This window comes from Lignipirellula cremea (assembly GCF_056501455.1).
On record NZ_CM151415.1, the window covers coordinates 4,082,237 to 4,103,298 of the forward strand.

Below are 21,062 nucleotides of genomic sequence, written 5' to 3' on the forward strand. Positions count from 1 at the left end.
TCGCACGAACCTTGCCGTTCACCGCGGATCGAACGCGTCGCGCAGCGCGTCGCCGAGCAGGTTGAAGCCGAGCGCGGAGAGCGTGATCGCGAGGCCGGGACCGATCGCCGGCCAGAGGCTCGCGGTCAGATGTTCCTTCGCCTGATTGAGCATGCTGCCCCACTCAGGATCGCCCGCGTCGCCTCCGATGCCGAGGAACGCGAGGCCCGCGACTTCGAGGATCGCGTTCCCCAGGCCGAGCGTCGTGAGCACGATGATCGGCGACGTCGCCGCGGGGAGCATGACCTTCCGCAGGATGTAGAAGCGACTGGCGCCGATGGCCCGGCAGGCTTCGACGTAGTCGAGATGCTTCGCCACCATCGCGGAGATGCGGACCTGCCGCGCGAAGATCGGCACGTTGATCAGCGCGACCGCGGCGATCACCGGCGCCCAGCCGTTGCGGAACGCGGCGAGCACGAGGAACGCGATCAGCACGCCCGGGAACGCCAGGAAGACGTCCACGCCGCGCATCAGCAGCGAATCGACCCAGCCGCCGCGATAACCGGCCCAGAGGCCGATCGGCACGCCGATCAGCATGGCCGCGAGAATCGACAGACCGCCGGCGAAGAGCGAGAGCTTCGCGCCGTAGATCACGCGCGAGAAGACGTCGTACTCGTTCGCGTCCGTGCCGAGCCAGTGCGCCGAAGAGGGCGGCAGGTTCGAGTCGATGGCGCCGCTCTCGGAGCGAGCCGGCTTCTCGTTGGGTCCGTAGGGCGCGACCAGTCCCGAGAAGAGTGCGAAGCCCAAGAAGATCGCGACGAGTCCCCCGCCGACCCAGGCCTTGACGTTGCGACGCAGCTTGACGAGCGTGCGCAGCCAGGGCGACTCCGGCGCCGCGGGGCGTTCGATCGGCTGTGCAGATACGAGCGCGCTCATGAGCCCGATCCTCGCAGTCGGGGATCGAGCCAGACGGCGAACGCGTCGACCGCGAAGTTGACGATCACGAACGTCCCTGCGACCGCCATCGCCCCCGCCTGCACGACGGAGTAATCGCTCGCCTGCACGCCGTCGACCATCAGCCTGCCGAGGCCCGGCCAGGAGAAGACCGTCTCGGTCAGCACCGCGCCGGAGAGCAGCATGCCGAGTTGAAAGCCGGCGATGTTCGCGACCGGGATCGCGGCGTTCGGAAACGCATGCCCGAGGACCGTTCGGATCTGAGACGCGCCCTTCGCGCGAGCGGTGCGGACGTAGTCCTGCGACAGGACGTCGATCATGCCGCTGCGCGCGATGCGGGAGATGATCGCCGCGGGAATCGTCGACAGGGCGACCGCCGGCAGAAGAATCTGTTTCAGCGCGGCGAAGAATACCTCGAACTGGCCGCGGAACGGCGCTTCCAGCAGGACGAAGCCGGTCGCCGATTCGTAGTCCATCGAGATCGGCAGTCGGAACCCCGCGGGCAGCGACGTGAAGATCGACATCAGCAGGATGCCGAGAAAGAAGACCGGCACGCAGACGCCCAGCAGAGAGCCGATCATTACGACAATGTCCGGCAATCGGTTCCGCCAGACCGCGGCGACGATGCCGGCGGCGATGCCGAGGGGAACCGCGATGAGCGACGCGGCGAGCGCCAGTTCGATCGTCGCGGGGATGCGCTCGCCCAGCAGATCGACGATCGATCGTCCCGGTTCGACCGCGAACGACTTGCCCAGGTCGCCTCGCATGAAGACGCCGGTTAGAAAGGCGCCGACCTGCTCCAGGATTGGGCGGTCCCAGCCTTGCTCCGCCATCTCGCGGGCGACGCGCTCAGGCGACGCGTGCTGACCGAAGCGCGCGAGCACGGGGTTGTTCGGCAGCGTCCGGATCGCGATGAACACGGCGAGAAACGCCACGAACATCGTCAATGCGGCCTGCAGCGATCGGCGGAGCAGAAAGCTCACGGAGCGCTCGCCTCGGTCGCGAAGCGGGCGTGACGCAGCTTCGTCAGCCCCGTCGGATGCAGGTCGAAGCCGTCGACCTCCTTACGCTGGGCGGTGCGAACCTCCGTGTAGACCAGCGGCACGAGCGGCGCCTGGTCGTACACCAGTCGCTGAGCGTCGCGGTAATACGTCTCGCGCTTCGCCTGGTCCATCTCCGTCTGCGCGGCGATCAGCCAGCCGTGCATCTCTTCGTTCCGGAAGCGGCTGAGGTTGTTGCCGCCGTCGTCGTGGATGTGGTCGTAGTCGAGCAGGTTGTAGAGAAAGTTTTCCGGGTCGTTGTTGTCGCTGGTCCAGCCCGCCAGCGCCAGGTCGTGCTCGCCCCGCTGCAGACGCTGCCAGTACTGACGCAGATCGATCGGGACGATCTCCACCTCGATGCCGATCGGCTGCAACGCGTCGCGAATGAAGTTCGCCGTCTCGAGCGGCTGCTGCATGTAGGGTCGCGGCTGATTCATCTGAAACAGACGCAGCTTCACGGGGAGTTCGAATCCGCCTGCCTTCGCCGCCGCTTCCATCCGCTCGCGCGCGGCTTTGGGGTCGAAGGGGCGTTCGGCTTCGGAGAGCGAGGCGATCTCCGTCTCGTGCGCCGTGACGGTCGGCGGAACCAGCGTGTACGCCGGCGCCGCGTGCCCCGCATAGACCACGTCGACCAGTCGCTGCCGGTCGATCGCCTGCCAGATCGCGCGGCGGACTTCGACGTCGTTCAGCGGAGCCTTCTCGGTGTTGATCGAGAGGTAGCCGACGTTCTGCCCCGGATCGGACAGAATCTCGATCGCAGGGTTCTTCGCCAGTTCGTCGAGCGCCGAGGGAGGCAGGTTGTCCGCGATATGAATCTCGCCCCGCTCGAGCATCTGGATCCGCGAGGCGTTCTGATCGACGGGCACGATCACCACGCGGTCCGCGCCGGGCGGTCCGCGCCAGTGCTCTTCGTTGGCCGCAAGCGTCAGCTTCTGCTTCGGCTGCCAGGAGACGAAGCGAAAGGGGCCCGTACCGACGGGGTTCTGCGCGAAGCCGTCTTCGTCTTCCTGGATCGCGGTCGGGCTACCGATCGACGCGGCGAAAAGCGCGAGGTTGTTCAGCAGGATCGGAGTCGGCTTCGACAGCCGGAGCGTGATCTCGTGCTCGCCCGTCTTTTCGATCGACTCGATAGCCGCAAAGTTCGCCGCGTAGGCGACCCCTTCGTCGCGGCAGCGCAGCAGGTTGAAGACCGCGGCGTCGGCGTCGAACGGCGTCCCGTCGTGAAACTCGACCCCTTCGCGGAGCTTGAACGTCCAGACCAGGCCGTCGTCGCTGGTCGTCCAGCTTTCCGCGAGCGCGGGGACGATCTTCAGCTTCTCCTGCGGCGACAGCCCGGGCGTATCGTCGTACGTGACGAGCGTGTCGAAGACGTTGGTCAGGACGGTGACCGACTCGCCGCTGGATGTCTTGACCGGGTCCAGACTGTCGGCGTCGCCGCCCCGTCCGTAGACGAGCGTCTTGCCGGAACCGCCGCCGGAAGAGGACGACGATCCGCCGAAACAACCGGCGAACAGAACGAGCGGAGCGAGCGCCGCGGCAAGCGCGAGCGACAGCGCAGAGGGACGGAGCATGCGCGACGACTTCTCGATGGCTTAGGGCAGAAGCGACGATCGCGAGAGGATGTGCCCCATCGTAAGGCTCGCGCGGCGAACGCACAACGCGAGCGAGGCATCGCGGAACCGTTCGACTCGCGATCAGCGGTTCAGCGATCGGCCAGAAAATACGCCCTTCGCGGAGTCGGCGACGTGGTGTGCCATGGCTGGCTTGTCCAGCCGTGCGCAGCGGGATCCGACCCCGACTTCGCCGAAACGCCCGCTCGAACCAGCGTTTCGAAATCGTCAGATCGACGGGGAAGCTCTCGCCTGACCGGACGACGGTTGCCGGCGCCCGGCACGGCTGGACAAGCCAGCCATGGCAAACGGGCCGAACGAGCATATTGCGAGGCAGCGCGCGGACCGGGCCGGCTAGCCGTCGGTCAAGTGTTCGGCGTCATGCTTCGACTTCTGTGTGCCATGCCCACATCGCCGAAGGCAGGGTGGGCATGCAAAGGGCAGCCCGAACCTAACATGCCCATGTTGCTGCGCGACGTGGGCATGGCACCCATGCCTGACGTCGGACGACAGTCGAGCCACTAGGTGACGCAGTCGAACCGTCTCCGGATCCGGCTTACGGCGAACGCTTCTTGAGCTTCCGCTGCAGCGAACGGCGATGAATGCCGAGCCGTCGCGCGGCTTCGGAGATGTTGTTGTTGCAGTCGGTCAGGACGCGGTGGATGTGCTCCCACTCCGCTTGGGCGAGCGAAGGCGTCTGGGCCGCGTCGTCCTCAGGCGCTGAAACGCGAATCGGCTGCGGCTGGTCGGCCCGTTCGAAGGCCGCGAGAATCTCGTCGGCGTCGGCTGGCTTGGGGAGATAGTTCACCGCCCCGCGCCTGACGGCATCGACGGCCGTGGAGATGCTGCCGAACCCGGTTAAAACGAGCACTTCGACCTGAGGATGGAGTTCCTTCAGATCGTCGATCAACTCCAGCCCCGACTTGCCCGGCATCTTCTGATCGACCACCGCCCGGTCGAGCGTGCGACGCTCGCGGTTGAGCCGGGTCGCGGTCTCCATCGCCTCGTCATAGTTCGACGCGGCGAGCGTCTCCCAGCCGCGAGTGCGGAACGCCCGGGCAAGGCGCTCTCGAAACATGTCGTGGTCGTCGACCACCATCATGGTGCCGACGGCGGCTTCGCCGGAGAACGGATCGCTCATCGCTTCGGACCGCCTGACGTCATGTGCGGGGGCTGACGCCGAAAAGAAGTCGCGAGTCGCCGGGAGAGCGGCTCGACCGACGTCGCCGAAAGTCGTGTGCAGGGATGCGTTCATATTAACACGACCGCGTCCGCCGCCCCGCCCTAACGCTTCCGCATGCGGCGTTTCGCCGCGAGGCTGGGCGGAAGCGGATCGAGACTCCACCGCCGGTATCGCTTGCCTGAATGCCACGGCTGGCTTGTCCAGCCGTGCAAGCGACTTTCACGATTCGGCACGGCTGGACAAGCCAGCCATGGCACACGATCGCCTCATGCGACGGCCCTACAGGACGATCTCGTCGGCGACCGGCGGTTCCGCCGTTTTAGAATCCCAGACGTCGTCTCGTTCGATCGGCAGTTCGATCGTGGCGATCGTGCCGCGGTCCGTCGCCGGCGCCAGCGTGAGCGTCCCGCCCATGCGTTCCAGAACGGAGCGAGCGAGGTAGACGCCCAGACCCATTCCGGAACCGGGTTCCTTGGTGGTGAAGAAGGGCTCGCCGACGCGCGGGAGGTTCTCCCGCGAGATTCCCCGACCCCGGTCGCGAACCTCGAATCGAATCCGCATCCCCGCGCGGCCAACGACGACCTCGACTCGTTCGCCGGACGGCGTGGCGTCGAGCGCGTTCTGCAACGGAACGCGCAGCGCCTGCGCCGTCGCGACCAGCGGCACGCACAAACGCGACGTTTCCGCTCTCCCTTCCCAGACCAGGTCGATCGATTCCCGGGCGAAATCGGGAACCTCCGCCAGAGCTCGGGAGACCAGTTCCGCCGCCGTGAGCAGCCGCTCGGTCTCGCCCACCTGCTGACCGACGCGACCGCTCATGCGGTCCAGAATCGTCCGGCAGCGCCCCAGTTCGGTGCGTATCAGGTCGACGTCAGCGAGCACGTCCTGCGAGGCGTTCTCGCGCTCCAGCGTCATGGCGAGTTCCTTCGCGACGACCGCGATCGTCGACAGGGGCGATGCCAGCTCGTGACCCGCGCCGGCGGCAAGCGTGGCGAGCGACTCCAGGCGGTGCATCCTCTCTTCGCGTGCGCCGGCCTCCCGCAGTTCGTCGTCGATGCGTTGCAGTTCGACGTGCAGCCGCGTCACGAAGTAAACCACGATGCCCGATCCGACCGCGAACGAGGCCAGCAGACCGACCTGGTACAGCGTCAGCGGCGAGTGCTGCAGCAGGCCGCCGGCGCGGGCGGGCTCTCGCAGTTCCTCGACCGGAACGTGGACGAGAAAGAGGGACGAAAACCCGAGAACGGTCGCCCCCAGCACGGCCCAGACGTATCGGGAAGGCAACGCCACCGCCGAGAGCGCCAGATTCACGAAATAGAAGAGCGCGCAGGGATTGCTCGGGCCGCCGGAAAAGAACAGCAGCGCCGTCAGGCTGAAGACGTCGAACAGCATGACCGCGAACAGAATGCCGGGGTCGGTCGACGCTTCTTCGTCGGTCGCGCCGCCGGTGGAGTACCAGCGATGCAGGGCCCATAGAAAGGCGTTGCTGCCCGCGGTCAGCCCCGCGATCGAGAGCAACGCCCCGGTCGGAAGCTCGACGCCCAGCACGCCTGCGGCGAAGGCGATGGTCGTGACCTGGCCGAACACGGCGACCCACCGCAGGCGGATCAGCCAGTTCAGATTCACCTCGTGTTTCCCGTGCATGTACGGGTCGAAGGTGAATTTGGCGATTCCGGAACTGCCGGTGCGGGCCATAACTTCGAGCAAAACAGGATCCGAAGGGCGATCCGTCCATTCTACTCCCCGCCCGCTCCCCGCGAGGAATCGGGTTTTTCGGACGGGTCATGCAATAATCGGTCGCCGAGGTGCATTGATCTATTCGTACCGAACGCAGGAGTCGCATGTCCGCGAGCGAAGCGTCACTCGAAACGGCAGACGGCAAGACCGTCCTCGCCGATTGGATCGAGAGACACGGACCATCCGTGTACGGATTCCTTCGTGCGCGGGTCCGCGACCCGAACCAGACCGACGACCTTTTTCAGGAAACCTTCACCCGCGCGCTGCGTGCGTTTCGTTCCTACCGCGACGAGGGCAAGCCGAGGGCGTTCCTTCTCAAGATCGCCGACCGGCTGATCGCGGAGAAATTTCGCAAGCGGAAGCGGGAAGGGGCTCTCGACACGGCAGCCGAACTGGAACTCGCCGCCGCGGAATCGGGACCGGTCCGGAAGGCTTCCCGTTCGGAGGCGCGTCTGCGACTGGAACAGGAACTGGACGCTCTGACCGAAGATCAGCGCCGCGTGCTGTTGCTGCGGTTCTACGGAGATATGACGTTCGCGGAGATCAGCCGACTTCTGGAACAGCCGCTCGGCACGGTGCTGAGCCATTCCCGGCGCGGGCTGGCCGCTCTCAAGAAACGTATGGCGGAGAATCCGCTATGACTCGAAAACCTGATCGCGGCGAACGCGAGTCCGGCGTGCTGTCGCGAACGGCGCCGCATGTTACCGGTCCGTCAGTCGACGAAACGCAGTCGACGCGACAGGGCGCGACCGCGCCGCAGCCGAAGGTGGGCTTCGACGACGAACTCGACGACGTCACGGGCGACGAACTGGACGAAGCCTGGGCCGGCCTGACGCTCGCGCTGAAAGCGGCAGACGAAGACTTCGATTCGACCGCCGCGTTTCTGCGTCTGTCGCGATCGCTACCGGCGGATCTGGTTGCGATGCCGCTCGTGGAGCGGGCGGCGGCGGTCGATGCGGGAGGCGCGCGTCGGGAACTCCGCAATCTGGCGCTCGGTCTGGTCGCGATGGGCGCCGTCTGCGCGGGGCTCGCGGGCATCGCCTTCTTCGGGCCCGGACTGGAGAAGCTCTCCCGACCCGAACAGGAAGTCGCCGAACGACCGATCGAAGCGTCGCAAGTCACCGAACCGTCGCCCGGTGCGGGAGAGGTCTGGAACGACCGGCGTTGGGAAGAGGACCTGCTGGCGTTCGCGCACGAATTGGAATCCGAACGCCGGCGACTGCGCGATCTCGATCGCGGTCCGTTCGAAGGGCCTCGCGATGGAATCGCACGACTGGAACATGACTTCGCTCGAGCAATGCAGGAATTCGGCGACCGCGCCGAGTTTTGAGCGACGCCGCGAAGCAGTGACGTATTAACGAGGAACTGACGATGACCTGTCGATTCGCGCCGTGGATGCTGGCCGGGGCTCTTGCATGCAGCGGAGCCTCGAATCTGTTCGGTATGCAGCCGCCGGGCGAAGGGCCCCCCCGCGATGGTCGCGGCGGCGGCGGTCCGCCCCAGGGGCCGCCGGCAGGCGAGCGCTTCCGCCCGAACGACGGTCCTCCACCGCGCGGTCCGGGGTTCGACGATGGCCAGGGTCCTCCGCGCGGGCCGGGCATGCGTCCGGAAGGACCTCCAGGACCGGGCGCCCCGCATGGCCCAGGCGGACGTCCGGGACCTGACGGTCCGCCGCCGCTGACGCCGCTGGAGGAGCGGGACGAGACGCTCCGAAAGCTGCTTGACGAGGAGGCGCAGCTTCGGGGCGACTGCGACCGCACGGCGGAGGAAGCCCGACGCGATCAAGCGAAGGTGGAAGACCTCCGCACGCTGGTCGAGCGCCACTTCGAAGTTCGTCACGAGATCCGGGCGCGCAAGGTCGAACTGCTCGAGCAGGAACTTGCTGCGCTCAAGGAATCGCTCGCACAGCGGCAAGAGCGTAAGCAACTTCTGGTGGACGACCGGGTTTCTGAACTGTTGGGCAAGCCGTCGCCGCTCGACTTTTAGCGAGTCGAACCGACGGGCTTAGAAGCCCCTGAAATCGTTCCGCTGCCCGACGCTCGTCGCCGCGGAATCTAACCTCGCGAGACGCCTGCATCACGAAGGTCAGGCGAAGCTCCTCGCACTCGTGCCCCCGTGACTTGACGCGGTTCGGAAACAGATCCGAATCGCCGGCGCAGAGCGTACGCGCGGACCTCTCGCCGATCGCCCCTTGCAACGACTGACCCGTACAACGACGACCTTACCCCTCTCTCTCAAGCAGGAAGACGAAGCGATGCGAACTTCACTTTTCGGAAGCCGAGCAGGCTGGACAGCGACCGCGGTCGCCCTGCTGCTCGGCGCTCACGGCGCTGCCCAGGCTCAGGACGGACCGGAGCGTCCCGAGGGCGATCGCCCGCGAGACGAACGTCCCGATGACGACGGACCCCGCGGACCGCGGGTCGATGGCGACGATCCCCGCGATCGTCCTCCCGGCGGTCCGCCTCCGCACCGTCGCGGCGAATTCGAAGGCCGGGGCCCCGGAGGATTCGGCCCCCCGCCTCGTCCGCACGGATTCGATCCTCAGGGCGAAGGTCGTCCCGGCCCCGGTCGTCCGCCGGGACCTCGCGACGGCGAGCGACCGCAACACGGACCGCGCGACATGCAGGGACCTCCGCATCGCGGCCCCGAACAGGGACCTCCGCATCGCGGACCGGAACAGGGACCTCCGCATCGCGGACCGGAACAGGGACCTCCGCATCGCGGACCGGAACAGGGACCTCCGCACCATGGACCTCGTGACATGCAGGGACCTCCGCATCGCGGACCGGAGCAGGGACCTCCGCATCGCGGACCGGAGCAGGGGCCTCCGCGTCGCGGACCGGAGCAGGGACCGCCGCATCGCGGACCTCGAGACATGCAGGGACCTCCGCACCGGGACAGGGCGATGGGGCCTCCTCCCGGCCCTCGGGATGGTCGCGGTTCTGAAGGACGTCCGGGAGGCGAGTTTCGCCCGGGACCTCGTCCGCCGATGGGACCTCCCTCGTTCGCAGATCGCCATCACGGCCAACGAAGTCCCGGCTTCCGCGGCCCGCACGGTCCCGGATTCGGCGGACCCGCGCCGGGGCGGTTCGCTTCGGAAATCGAGCGACGACTGGAAGAGATCGAACGGAAAATCGATCGAATCCTCGACGAACTGGAGGAAAGCGACGGCGAACAGGAGGATGGGGACGACGATCGCGAAGAGGAGACGGACGCTCCCGTCTATGAAGAACTGACGCTGGACGAGGCGGCCTTCGAGTCCTACTGAACCGCGAACGGATCGAGCTGCTGCAGGGGCGGGGCTTTCGGGTCTCGCCCCTTTTTCGTGCCGGAGCGCGAGCGCCGCATTACTCGTCTGGCGGGTTGATCGGGATTTCAGTAGAGTTCGCCGCGCAGAGAGGGCGAAGCTCTTCGTTTCGCGCATGCGCCCGCACTTCGGATCGTGGCAGATCGTCGGTCCTGAACCCGGCGATTCGTCCGCTTCGGCATGCGGGGGAGTCAGGCTTTCGAACGCGTTCGTGAGAGGCGTCGGCGATTCAGGATGAATGCCGTCCGGACCATCGCATCTCGCCGACGAATCGCGGCCCCCCTCTGCGCCGTCGTCGCGGTCCTGTCGGCGCTCGGGAGCGCCGCGACCCGCGCGGCCGATCCGGTTCGCGTGCAGGTCCTCTGGTCCTCCGCTTCGCCGACGATCTGGCAGGGAACGATCGCGTCCGACGGAGCGTCGATCTCGGACTTTCGACCGCTGGGCGTGTCCCCGGACGAGTCGAACGTTTTTCGCGTCGAGGGGGGGCGTATCGAAGCGCTCCCCGGCGTCGCGAGGCGAAGCGACGGCTGCGAATTTCTCGTCGATGCCGATGCGAACCTCGTCGTCGAGATAACGCCTGCCAGGGCGTCTGGCGAAGAGGCGCTGGCCGCTGAAATTCCCGTCGCTGAACTTGTCGAGCAGCTCGACGGCATGAGCGTCGACGGCGGCGAGAGTTCGTTGACCATCCGCCGTGCTCCGCAGGATCGCCTGAACGTCGAGCCGCTGGAGCCGAAGGCGATCTACGGCGCAGGCGACGTGATCGCCTTCGCATCGCGCCATCGCATCGAAGCAGCGACGGCGCTGCCGCTCGACTGGAAGGCGTCGCTGATTTCGCTTCGCGACGGCGCCGTCGTATGGTCCGAAGATCGCACGACCGAGCCACAGGACGAAGGCTCCGAATCGCGGCTCGAATGGGAGGTTCCGCTTTCCGAGACGGAAGGCGTCTACCGGCTCGCGATCGAGGCCTTTCCCCGAAAATTCGGCTCCCGGTGGTATCGCGGCGAGGCCGTGCTGAGCGGCAGCTACGATCTGGTCGCGTTGGCGGAGGCGCCCCCGGTGTCCGCTTCGGACGGCGCGCCCGCGCTGGTCATCCGGCCGGGCGATCGCTCCTGGAGAGAACGCGTCAGTTCCGTTTCGCCCGTCCGCTGGTTCGGTTTCTCGGCGGAAAAGGCGCCGGGCGACGAAGGCGAAGCCAGCGCCGAGCAGCAGGGCGAGCGCTCGTGGCTCGTCCTGGAGCCGGGCGCGGTCCGGAACTTTCCGCTGCCCGCGAATCCCGCACGCAAGGGACGGGCCGTCGAGATCGACGTAGCGTCGGGAGAGCCAGGCACGATCGAAGTCGCCTGCGGTCCAGGCGTCTCAGGCGGCGGAATGACTGCGGAGCTTCAGGCCGATTCTTGGCGCGTGGCGCTCGTCATTCCCGACCTTCCCGCGCCGGCGCCGGCTTCATCGCCGGTCGAGACGCTCCGCGTTCTATTGCCGGTCGCGGCCGAGGATCAGACGCTTCTCGTGCGTGCCGCCGATCCGAAGCGGCCCGTTCGCCTTGCAGAGATTCGCGTCGTCGACGAAGCGCTGGTCTCAGCCGCGTCGACCGAACGCGAACTCGCTTCGTCGTCTACGTCTCGCCGCGCGACGCTCCTGATCGAAGACGTGAACTGGCCGAGCCGCCTGTCCGACGGCATCGTTCCGGCGAACCTTTCGCCGCGGCGATCGATGCGGTTGCGATGGTACGAGGCGACGCTGCGACTGGCCCGCTACGCGAAGGCGGAAGGCTACGACACCGTTTGCCTGCCCGCGATCGGCGAAGGGAGCGCGCTCTTTCCGGCTTCGGACGCTTCCCCGCGCCTGATCGAAGGCGCAGGCGTCGCTCCGTCCGACGTCGGACCGCCGATCGACGCGCTGGAGATTCTGCTCGCCGTGTTCGATCGCGAACGGATCGACGTCACGCTCGCCTACGCGCCTGCCGAGGATGAAGCTTTCGATCCGGCGACCCTGTCCCATCGCTGGCAACACCTGCTCGACCGCGGCGCCCGGCATTCGTCGTTTCGCGGCTGCGTCCTCCGCCTGCCGGAGAGTCGATTCGACGCACGCGCCTCGGCGCAGAAGGCATCGTTGGAAGACTTTCAGGCGTTCGAGCGCGATCTGGGACTGACTCTGCCGACGGATCGAGCGCTGCGGGAGAGCTTCCTGTCGCGGAACCGCGGGCTCTGGCGCGAATGGCAGGCGGTTCAGGCGGCGGACGATCTGGAGGAACTTCGTCTCGCGGCAGAGGCTCGCAAGGCAGACCTCGCGATCGCGATCGGATCGGGTGCGAACTCCTCGGACGGCGACGAGCCGCCGGCGTCGCTTTCGGTTCTGGAGCAGTCCGGATGGACGCTCTGGCGACGGGGAGAGATCCATCCGACCGCGCCCGTCGCGATCGCGACCCGGACCGTTCGCTTCGCAGGTCCCGCTCCTGCGTTCGACGCGCCGCCTCCTGCGCTCTGGCTGCGACGCGTTTCGTCAGAAGACGCTGCGTCGGAGTTCTGCGCCGCTCGCGTCGACTTCGCTGGCGAACGCGGCCTGCTGCACGAGTTCGCGCTTCGCGACTCCCGAGGATCAGTCGAGAGCGATCGAACCTTCGCCCCGACGATCGATCCGGAACTTGCACAACTGCGCAGGACGCTTTCATCGCTGCCGACGAAGACCTCCGCGCCGGTGTCGCGTCGTACGCCGCTGGGCGACGAACCGTTGCGAGTTCGTGCCGTGCGATCCGAGGCAGGCCTCTTCGTCAGCGCGACCAATCTGGCCCCCTGGCCGATTCGCGCAGCCATCGAATTCGGCGCCGGCGAAGTCGGCACGATGCGCAGCCTGACCGACCGGTCGCTCGCACCTCCTGCTTCTACCGGTGGCGTCAGGATCTGGACGATCGATCTGGCGCCCTACGACATCGCGGCTGCACGGTTCGAGGGAGGAGCGGCCGAAGTCGCTGACTGGAAGCTGATCGAGCCTCCCCCGCCCGGCATCGAGCCGGCGACCGTGCGCGCGGCGATCGACGATCTTTCGCGGCGGCTGACGGTGGCGAGCGATCCTGCCGCGCGGCCCTCGCTCTTTCGCGATTCGTTCGACCGACCCTCCATCGAAAGCGCCGGCTGGCGAATCGCGCAGACGGAGTCGGCGAAGTTACGCGCCGAGTCAGGGCAGGGGAGCGAGGACGGGCTCATCGGCATCGCCCCGGGCGGAGGCTCGCTGCGACTGACCACGCCCGCGCTATCGGCGCCGACGACTCGCTCCGCGACGGTTTCGATCGTTGCGCGGGTCGATTCATCTTCGAGCGAAACACCCTCGGTTCGGCTGGTCGCGCTCTCGGGCGCACCTTCGGTCACGACGCACATTTCCGCGCGGGTCGATCTGGCCGCATCCGCGCCGACCGGTCGACTGTCCGACGATTTGGAGTGGCGCCAGATCTACGTTCCGATCGAGAACCTGCCCGAGGCGTTCTGGCAGGACTGGACGGTGACTCTGGAGGTCGTAGGCGACGGGAAGGCGCTCATCGACGAGTTCGCGATCCTCGACGGTTATCCTTCGCCCGAGCGTCTGAGCGCCTGGCGGAAGCAACTGGCGATCGCGGAGTACGCGTTGCGGGAAAAGCGTCTGTTCGCGGCGTACGAGGCGCTGAACTCTCCCTCGATGCGTCTCATCCGAAGCAGCTTCGATTTGGAGAAGACCGCCGTCGCCTCCGCAGCGCCTTCTTCCGTCGCGCAGGAGGTCCCTGAACCGGAAGCCCCTTCGCCGGCCATGCCGCAGGACGACCGCGGTATGTGGGAGCGGCTCTGGAACTGGGCGCCCGAGCCGGTCTTTCGGTGATCGTTCACGCGAGCAGATCGTCTATCACGCGTCCGCCGACGTCGGTCAGACGATAGTCGCGACCCTCCCGGCGATAGAGCAGCTTCAGGTGGTCGACGCCCAGGGCGTGCAGCATCGTCGCCTGCAAGTCGTGAACGTGGACCGGGTTCTCCGCGACGTTGCACGAGAAGTCGTCCGTCTGTCCGTAGACGAAACCGGACTTGAAGCCGCCGCCCGCGATCCAGGCGGAGAAGCATCGCGGATGGTGATCGCGGGCGAAATCGTCCTGCGTGAGTTCGCCCTGGCAGTAGGCCGTGCGCCCGAACTCGCCCGCCCAGACGACGAGCGTCTCGTCCAGCAGCCCCCGCCGCTTCAGGTCGGTCACCAGCGCCGCGGAGGCCTGATCGGTCAGTTCGCACTTCTCGCGGAGGCGTGCCGGCAGGTTCTCATGGTGGTCCCAGCCGCGGTGGTACAGCTGCACGAAGCGAACGCCGCGCTCGATTGCACGTCGCGCGAGCAGGCATTGCCCCGCGTAGGAACCCGGCTCCCTTACATCGCGGCCGTAGAGCGCGAGCGTCTCCTCGCTCTCGTCCGAAAAGTCGACGAGGTCGGGGATCGACGCCTGCATCTTGAAGGCCAGTTCGTACGGCGCGAGTTTCTCGAGCGATGCGGCATCGTCCTTCGCGGCCGCGACGCGCGCGATGCCGGCATGCAGGCGAGCTTCGAGGTCGCGCGACAGACTGCCCGGGCGCGACAGGTAGGGGACCGGATCGCCGCTCGACTGAAACCGCAGGCCGTCATACCGCGAGGGAAGAAAGGCCGAACTCCAGAGTCGCTGGTACAGCGGCTGGTCGCCCGGCTTACCGCCCGAGACGAGGACCAGAAACGCGGGCAGGTTTTCCGCCTCGCTCCCCAGGCCGTACGTCACCCACGATCCGATCGAAGGGCGGCCCGGTTGCTGATGGCCCGTCTGCATCAGCGTGACGCCGGGGTCGTGATTGATCGCCTCGGTATGCAGCGACCGGATCAGGCACAGGTCGTCGGCGACCTTCCGAAGATGGGGCATCAGTTCGCTGATCTCGAGCCCCGACTGACCGCAGCGCTCGAACTTCCAGGGCGAACCGACGATCGGCTTGGCCGACTGCTCTGCCGTCATCGTGGTCAGGCGCTGTCCCGCGATCGCCTCGGCAGGGATCTCCTGGCCGTTGCGGCGCACCAGTTCGGGCTTCGGATCGAACAGGTCGATCTGCGAAGGTCCGCCCGACTGGAAGAGATAGATGACCCGCTTCGCCCTCGGGCGGAAGTGCGGAAGTCCCTGCAGCGTCGGATACGACGAACTCGCAGGCGACGGGTTCGCGCGCAGTTCGCTGCCGGAAAGCTGCGCGAACGCCAGCGAACCGAGCGCGATGCCGCCCGCCTGGAGAAAGCTTCTTCTTCCCTGCTTCGGGTCCACGATCAGTACTCCAGCCCTTCGGGAAGATTCATGACGAGCGCGGCGATCAATGACCAGGCGGCTCGCTCCGCTTTTCGTTCCCGTTCCGGAAGCGGCGCGAATCCGCCAGCCAGAGTCGCCTCGACGTCGGACGAGTTCGCGGCCAGCGCATCGCGGAAGGATTCAAGCTCGCCTTGAAGCGCCGCGACCTCCGCGGTCGAAGGCGTGCGGGACGTGGCGAGTCGAAAGAGTTCGACTAGGCGATCGGCGTCAGCACGCACATCTTCATCGGCCAGTCGACCGCCCAGCGCGCGGTAGGCATCGAGCGCGGCAGGATCGTTCAACGTCGCGAGCGCCTGCAACGCTGATCGCGATTCCCCGCGAACGAGCTGGCACGTCTCGCGCGCCGTGACGTCGAACAGCGACAGCGTCACGGGCGGCGAAGCGCGCTTCCAGAACGTGTAGAGCGCCCGGCGGTAGAGATCTTCGCCGATGCCGCTGCGGTAGGTCTGGGCCGAGAGTTCGCCCGGCTGGTAGGAGAGTTCCTTCCAGCGATCGCCCGGTTCGAGACCGAAGACGGATCGTCCGCCGATCGGTGCGTGCAGCGTGCCGGCGACGAACCGGGGTCGATCGACGATCATCTCCGCTTCGAGCCGCCGCGCCGGGAAGCGGGCGAAGAGGCGGTTGTCCGGATCGCTCCCCAGCGTCGCGGAAGGAGCGTCACCTGATAACGCGAACGCTCGCGACAGGACGATCCGCCGGAGGAGGGCCTTCACGTCCCAGCCCGAGTCGACGAACTCGACGGAGAGCCGATCGAGCAGTTCGCGATGGACCGGAGGCTGACCCCGCAGTCCGAAATCCTCAGGCGTCGCGACGAGTCCCTGGCCGAACGCGATCCGCCACAGGCGATCGACGGCGACTCGTGCCGTTCGCGGATGATCGGGACGGACCAGATTCTCCGCCAGGCCGATCCGATCAGGCCGCGAGACGTCGCCCGAGAACGATCCGAAGTCGAGCGAACGCGGAGACACGAGCGCCCCGGGCGAATCGTAACGCCCGCGAAGCAGGACGTGCGTCGCGCGCGGCTGGGGCAGGTCCCGCGCCACCATCGCCTGCGGGATCGCCGCAATCGCCGAGGACAACTTGGCGCCCGCCTCTTCTCGACGCTTCAGCAGATCGCGCGCGATCGGATCGACGTTGCGGCGGTACCAGTCGGATAGCGAGCGACGCTGCGCGTCGGAGCGGGAAGCCTTCTCGACCGCGAGCGCGTCTGCGATCGCGTTTCCGCCTGTGACTGCATCAAGTTCGGCGAGAGACAGCGCGCGGTCGAAAAGCGCCGCATCGTCCACGATTCCCGCAACGCCGGTCGCTTCCTTCGCCCCGCCGAAGCTGAAGCGGGAGAAGCCGAAGTCGCGGAGTTGGGACCGTTCGAGAGTCTCAGCTTTCCGCGGCGCTTCTTCGACGCTCGCCGCTGCCGCGTCGGATTTCGCTTCGACTTCGAAAGGGCTGAGCCGCTTCCCTCCGGCGAAGGCCTCGATCGCGGGCTCTCCCTCCGAATATCCGAAGCGAAGCGCCATCGGCGTCCTGGCGTTGCGCTCGACCGTCAGCTTCCACGCGAGCTCGGCTTGTTCCTTTTCACCTTCCAGAAGAACCAGCCGCAGCCGCTGCGTTCGGGGAGAAGCGACCAGTCGGAGGCGCTGCGTCGTCGAGCCGCCGTCCGCGCTGGCGCCGATTTCCCAGAGCGTTGCCTCCTCGTCGCCGGTGAACTGAAAGTCGCCGCAGACCGTGGCTCCGCCCGTAAGTTCGATCTGAGCTGACAACGTCCAGGCGAGGTACGAATTGCCGTCGACGAGCAGTTCGCCCCCTTCGCGTCCGGGCAACAGCAGCGGCGATCCCACGACTTCGAGCACTGGTCGCGCTGCCGTGGCATGGCTCATCTCTTCCAGGCTCGCTTCGTCGAACGTCAGCCGCACGAGCGCGTCGTTCGGCGTCGCGACGAACGTTCCCGCCGCTCGAGTACGGCGCTCCCACACGAGCTGCCCCTGGACGAAGTCTTCTTCGCGAGCCTCCAGGGCGCGGTCGATCTCGGCACGATGACGTTCCAGTTCGGCGATCCGTTCACGTCGCTGACGCGTCGGCGCAGTCCCGATCGGTTCCGCGTTGCCGCGATCTCCGGCGAGCCCCTGTTCGTCGATCGAGTTGAAGAAGGCGAAGAACTGGTAGTACTGCTCGGTCGTGATCGGGTCGTACGGATGATCGTGACACCGCGCGCAGGAGAGCGTCGTCCCGAGAAATGCCTGGGCGACGGTATGCACCCGGTCGGCGACGTACTCCGCCCGGTACTCCTCCGCGAAGGCGCCGTTCTCGAAGTTGATCATGTGGTTGCGCAGGAATCCTGTCGCGAGCCGGCGGTCCGCCGCGTCGCCGAGAACGTCCGATTCCTGCGCCGCTCCCGTCAGGTCGCCGGCAATTTGATCGCTGACGAACCGATCGTACGGCAACCCGGCGTTGAACGCGTCGATGACCCAGTCCCGCCAGCGCCATTGGTCGCGATGAGCGTCGGCGTGGTAGCCGTGCGTGTCCGCGTACCTAGCCGCGTCGAGCCAGAGCGCGGCCATGCGCTCGCCGAAACGAGGCGAGGCCAGCAGCCGATCGACCGCCCGCGCACTAGCATCGACCGAGTCGTCGGCGAGGAACCGGTCGAGTTCTTCGATGGTGGGCGGAAGCCCTGTCAGCGTGAACGTCACGCGGCGAAGCCAGGCCTCGGGAGAAATCTCCGTTGCCGGCATCGCTCCCGCTTCCATCCAGGCGCGTGCCAGCAGGGCATCGATGACGGGGTCGGCGGCCGCGTCAGGTCGACGCGGGTCAGGCGTCGAAGAACTCTTCGACCCATAAACCTGCGGGGGAACGTCTGCCCAGAAGGGTTCCGCCTTCGCGCCTTGTTCGATCCAGCGTTTCAGCCGCGCGAGGTCCTCTTCCGACAGCGCCGGCCCGTGATCGACCGGCGGCATGCGAAGGTCGGCATCGGTCGAGGCGACGCGTCGCCAGATTTCGCTCGCCTCCGGATCGTTCGGCGCGATCCAGCGGCGGTCGACGTCGCCGGAAAGCCCTGTCGCCAATCGATCGGCCCGAAACCGCGGCGCCTCGGCGGAGGGTTGTGGCTCTCCTGCGGCCGCCTGCGAATGGCATTCCAGGCAACGCTCCGCGAGCAGCGGCTGCACGAAGCGCCGGTACTCGTCGGCGTCCGGAGTCTGGCCGTACGCCGTTCCCGACCAGCCGATCACGAACGCGAGGGCCGCCCCGACCGACGGTTCGACCCGGCGCAAGAATTCGATCAGCGACCAGGAGGCCAAAGCGCAGAACCGGAGGCAAGTGGCGACAGAACGACGAAGGAGACGCTTCGTCCATCTTATTCATCGGGCGTTTCCGCGGACAAACCGTCAGCCCAGTTCGTGCGCCTCCGGAAACAGCGCCGGACAAGTCTTCTGCGCCTGCGCATTTCGTGGGCGAAAGCGCACGCGTCCGGCGCTCTTGCTATGAGCTGCAAGTCGCGGCTGCGTAATCGTTACGACCGTTTCTGCCAGCGCCGCATCTGACCTTGCTGCTTTGGTTTGCGCTACGGTACTCTCCGCCGCCCGGTCGAATTGTTATCTCGAGACCGCACTCGATTTTGTTTATGGATTGATGCTTAGTACGGCCAGATTCTTCCCTGCTGAGCGAAATTCCTGTCGGCATGTCGCAAGATCGCAGACGAGCTGAAGGATTCCTTGCCGCCTGCGGGATGCATGCGCAACGGTTCCTGGCCTATCGAAGAGGATCGCTGCACCGTCAGGCCCTCGCTGCCGTCGCGCTGGCGCCGGTTTTCGCCGTTTCGCTGCTGGCCGCGTTCTGGGCCAGGTACGAGAACGAATTCGACGCTTCGGCGTGGGACGCTTTTCGGCAGCTTCTTCCCTATGCGGTGGCGGCGAAGGTCGCCTGCTTCGCCGGGGCCGGGTTGCTGCGCGGGTGGAATCGATTCGTCGCGTTTCAGGACGTCCTCGCGATCTGCAAGGCGGCGGCCCTGGCGTCGCTGACCCTCGCGGCAGCGAAGTACGCGATCGCTCAGGACGTGGCCGTTCCGCGAACCGTGTTCGTCCTGGACTTTCTGTTCACCGTCGCCGCGATCGGCGGCCTGCGTTCGATCGCGCGCCTGCTCACGGAGCGGCAGAGCCTCGGCATCGGCGGTCATCGTCGCATTCCGACGATCATCGTAGGCGCGAACGATTCGGGCGAGGCGTTGCTCCGGGCCATTCGCAAAAATCCGCGATCGCCGTACCGGGTGGTCGGTTTCACGACCGAGAACCGATCGCTTCTGGATACGTCGATCTCCGGCGTGCCGGTGCTGGGGCCGATCGAACGAACCTGTCAAATCGCCCGGCGACTGGACGTGCGGGAATGCCTGATCGCCGGCGAGCTTCCGGGCAAGAAGGTCCGCGCTCTGATGGAGGAGGGGGGGCGCTGCGGCGTCAGCCTGAAGGTCATGCCGAGTTGGGGGCAGATGCTCTCCGGTCAGCTTCACCTTCAGCCGCGTAAGGTCGAAATCGACGATCTACTCCGCCGCGAGCCGGTGCAACTCGATCAGACCGCGCTGCGCGGCTGGCTGGCGGGGCGAACGGTGCTGGTGACCGGATCGTCGGGGAGCATCGGATCGGAGCTCTGCCGGCAGTTGCTCGCTTTTCAGCCGGCGAAGCTGGTGCTGGTCGACCGGTCGGAGACAGGACAGTTCTTTCTCGAACGCGAACTCGCGGCACGCGCGGGCGACGTGCGGATCGAGGTCGCGCTCGCCGATCTGAACGATCGCCGCCGGATGCGCTCCGTCTTCGAAGAGCACCGTCCCGATGTGGTGCTCCATGCCGCCGCGTACAAGCACGTGCCGCTGATGGAGCGTCATTCGGGGGAGGCGCTGAAGAACATCGTCTTCGCAACGCAGGGGGTGGCCGATCTGGCCGAGGAGTACGGCGTCGATTCGTTCGTGATGATCTCGACCGACAAGGCGGTCAATCCGACGAACGTCATGGGCTGCTGCAAGCGCGTCGCCGAACTCTACGTCCAGAGCCTGGCCGGCGCCTCGTCGACGCGGTTCGTCACGGTGCGATTCGGCAACGTGCTCGACTCCGCCGGCAGCGTCGTCCCGATCTTTCGCGATCAGATCGCGGCAGGCGGACCGGTGACGGTGACCCATCCCGACATCGTCCGCTACTTCATGACGATCCCCGAGGCGTCGCAACTCGTGCTGCAGGCCGGCGCGATGGGCCGCGGCGGCGAGATCTTCGTGCTCGACATGGGCGAGCCGGTTCGCATCGTCGAACTCGCCCGCGACATGATCCGCCTTTCTGGCCTCGTCGAAGGCGAAGATATCGAGATCGCATTCTCCGGGCTGCGACCGGGCGAAAAGCTGTACGAGGAACTCCTCGTCGAAGGGGAGCGCCACCTGCCGACGACCCACGGAAAGATCCTGGTCGCGGAAGGGGCCGTCGCCGACGAGGCGACGCTGCAACGCATCGAGGAGTTGCGACTTCTCATCGACGCGACGCGGCCCGAGGTCGTCGAAGCGCTGAACCGGATCGTTCCGCAGTTCGCGCCGTCCGACCTGATTCTCAGGCGGGCCGCCTACCGTCAGGCCGCGTAGTCGATGATCCGCTGTGCCGCGGGCTAGTAAAACAGGCCGCGGCCAACTCCCGTCAAGACGATCAGCAGCCAGGCCGAGAAGGCCAGCGCGAACGTCGCCAGCAGGCCCCAGACCGCGTTGAGGGCCAACCACGCGTACCACCCCAGCGACGTCCATCGTTCGGACGCGATTCCCGGGGATTCGCCGGGAGCCTGATAGGGATTCGTCATAAGGCGCAGTATAGCGTCGCTAGCGGCGACTTTCGAATCAGGCGGCTGGCTGCTCCCGAGGCGGGTTGTCCATTCGCGGGCATGCGTGCGATATTGGCGGATCGGCGAGGTCGGTCGTCTC

14 protein-coding genes are annotated in these 21,062 nt (G+C 66.8%); 6 read left to right on the forward strand and 8 right to left on the reverse strand.

Going from position 1 to position 21,062, the window contains the following annotated elements:
* Positions 1 to 18: 18 nt before the first annotated feature.
* From SH602x_RS16085 to SH602x_RS16105, 5 genes are all read right to left on the reverse strand, one after another.
* Entirely contained in the window at positions 19 to 915 is an 897-nt protein-coding gene (locus SH602x_RS16085; protein ID WP_479473273.1) for an ABC transporter permease, read from the reverse strand.
* Positions 912 to 1,916, reverse strand: coding sequence for an ABC transporter permease (locus SH602x_RS16090; protein WP_479473274.1), 1,005 nt, complete (start codon positions 1,914 to 1,916; stop codon positions 912 to 914). Before SH602x_RS16090 ends, SH602x_RS16085 begins: the two co-directional genes overlap by 4 nt.
* Positions 1,913 to 3,544, reverse strand: a complete 1,632-nt coding sequence (locus SH602x_RS16095) for an ABC transporter substrate-binding protein (protein ID WP_479473275.1) — start codon at positions 3,542 to 3,544, stop codon at positions 1,913 to 1,915. The genes SH602x_RS16090 and SH602x_RS16095 overlap by 4 nt, the downstream gene beginning before the upstream one ends.
* A 595-nt stretch (positions 3,545 to 4,139) precedes the next feature.
* The gene (locus SH602x_RS16100; RefSeq protein ID WP_479473276.1) at positions 4,140 to 4,724 is read right to left on the reverse strand and encodes a response regulator transcription factor; all 585 of its coding nucleotides are present in this window, start codon (positions 4,722 to 4,724) and stop codon (positions 4,140 to 4,142) included.
* Between the two features lie 321 nt (positions 4,725 to 5,045).
* On the reverse strand, positions 5,046 to 6,473 hold the full coding sequence (locus tag SH602x_RS16105) for a sensor histidine kinase (RefSeq protein WP_479473277.1): 1,428 nt from the start codon (positions 6,471 to 6,473) through the stop codon (positions 5,046 to 5,048).
* 134 nt (positions 6,474 to 6,607) lie between these two features.
* On the opposite strand from SH602x_RS16105, the gene SH602x_RS16110 reads away from it, so the two are divergent.
* The 5 genes from SH602x_RS16110 (at position 6,608) to SH602x_RS16130 (ending at position 13,653) form a co-directional block, all read left to right on the forward strand.
* Complete coding sequence (locus SH602x_RS16110; protein ID WP_479473278.1) at positions 6,608 to 7,144, forward strand: RNA polymerase sigma factor; 537 nt, start codon at positions 6,608 to 6,610, stop codon at positions 7,142 to 7,144.
* Positions 7,141 to 7,833, forward strand: coding sequence for a hypothetical protein (locus tag SH602x_RS16115; RefSeq protein ID WP_479473279.1), 693 nt, complete (start codon positions 7,141 to 7,143; stop codon positions 7,831 to 7,833). The genes SH602x_RS16110 and SH602x_RS16115 overlap by 4 nt, the downstream gene beginning before the upstream one ends.
* Positions 7,834 to 7,874: 41 nt before the next feature.
* Positions 7,875 to 8,489 (forward strand): hypothetical protein, encoded by a 615-nt coding sequence (locus tag SH602x_RS16120; protein ID WP_479473280.1) that lies wholly within the window; start codon positions 7,875 to 7,877, stop codon positions 8,487 to 8,489.
* Between the two features lie 407 nt (positions 8,490 to 8,896).
* Positions 8,897 to 9,739, forward strand: a complete 843-nt coding sequence (locus tag SH602x_RS16125; RefSeq protein ID WP_479473281.1) for a hypothetical protein — start codon at positions 8,897 to 8,899, stop codon at positions 9,737 to 9,739.
* Between the two features lie 305 nt (positions 9,740 to 10,044).
* A complete protein-coding gene (locus SH602x_RS16130; RefSeq protein ID WP_479473282.1) occupies positions 10,045 to 13,653 on the forward strand; it encodes a hypothetical protein in 3,609 nt (1,202 codons plus the stop codon).
* A 4-nt stretch (positions 13,654 to 13,657) separates the two neighbouring features.
* Here the strand turns inward: SH602x_RS16130 and SH602x_RS16135 are convergent, their stop codons facing one another.
* On the reverse strand, positions 13,658 to 15,085 hold the full coding sequence (locus SH602x_RS16135; protein WP_479473283.1) for a DUF1501 domain-containing protein: 1,428 nt from the start codon (positions 15,083 to 15,085) through the stop codon (positions 13,658 to 13,660).
* A gap of 2 nt (positions 15,086 to 15,087) precedes the next feature.
* Positions 15,088 to 18,417 carry a PSD1 and planctomycete cytochrome C domain-containing protein gene (locus SH602x_RS16140; RefSeq protein WP_479473284.1) on the reverse strand — a complete coding sequence of 1,110 codons (3,330 nt, stop codon included), beginning with the start codon at positions 18,415 to 18,417 and terminating at the stop codon, positions 15,088 to 15,090.
* A 428-nt stretch (positions 18,418 to 18,845) separates the two neighbouring features.
* Here SH602x_RS16140 and SH602x_RS16145 point away from each other — a divergent pair, with 428 nt between their 5' ends.
* The gene (locus SH602x_RS16145; RefSeq protein WP_479473285.1) at positions 18,846 to 20,732 is read left to right on the forward strand and encodes a polysaccharide biosynthesis protein; all 1,887 of its coding nucleotides are present in this window, start codon (positions 18,846 to 18,848) and stop codon (positions 20,730 to 20,732) included.
* 23 nt (positions 20,733 to 20,755) lie between these two features.
* Here the strand turns inward: SH602x_RS16145 and SH602x_RS16150 are convergent, their stop codons facing one another.
* Positions 20,756 to 20,941: a hypothetical protein gene (locus SH602x_RS16150; RefSeq protein ID WP_479473286.1), complete on the reverse strand. Its 186-nt coding sequence runs from the start codon at positions 20,939 to 20,941 to the stop codon at positions 20,756 to 20,758.
* Between the last annotated feature and the right edge of the window lie 121 nt (positions 20,942 to 21,062).

Coding starts and splice junctions, on each gene's coding strand:
- SH602x_RS16085 (WP_479473273.1), bottom strand. CDS start 915: ATGAGCGCGCTCGTATCTGCACAGCCGATCGAACGCCCCGCGGCGCCG.
- SH602x_RS16095 (WP_479473275.1), bottom strand. CDS start 3,544: ATGCTCCGTCCCTCTGCGCTGTCGCTCGCGCTTGCCGCGGCGCTCGCT.
- SH602x_RS16100 (WP_479473276.1), bottom strand. CDS start 4,724: ATGAGCGATCCGTTCTCCGGCGAAGCCGCCGTCGGCACCATGATGGTG.
- SH602x_RS16110 (WP_479473278.1), top strand. CDS start 6,608: ATGTCCGCGAGCGAAGCGTCACTCGAAACGGCAGACGGCAAGACCGTC.
- SH602x_RS16115 (WP_479473279.1), top strand. CDS start 7,141: ATGACTCGAAAACCTGATCGCGGCGAACGCGAGTCCGGCGTGCTGTCG.
- SH602x_RS16120 (WP_479473280.1), top strand. CDS start 7,875: ATGACCTGTCGATTCGCGCCGTGGATGCTGGCCGGGGCTCTTGCATGC.
- SH602x_RS16125 (WP_479473281.1), top strand. CDS start 8,897: ATGACGACGGACCCCGCGGACCGCGGGTCGATGGCGACGATCCCCGCG.
- SH602x_RS16130 (WP_479473282.1), top strand. CDS start 10,045: ATGAATGCCGTCCGGACCATCGCATCTCGCCGACGAATCGCGGCCCCC.
- SH602x_RS16145 (WP_479473285.1), top strand. CDS start 18,846: ATGCATGCGCAACGGTTCCTGGCCTATCGAAGAGGATCGCTGCACCGT.
- SH602x_RS16150 (WP_479473286.1), bottom strand. CDS start 20,941: ATGACGAATCCCTATCAGGCTCCCGGCGAATCCCCGGGAATCGCGTCC.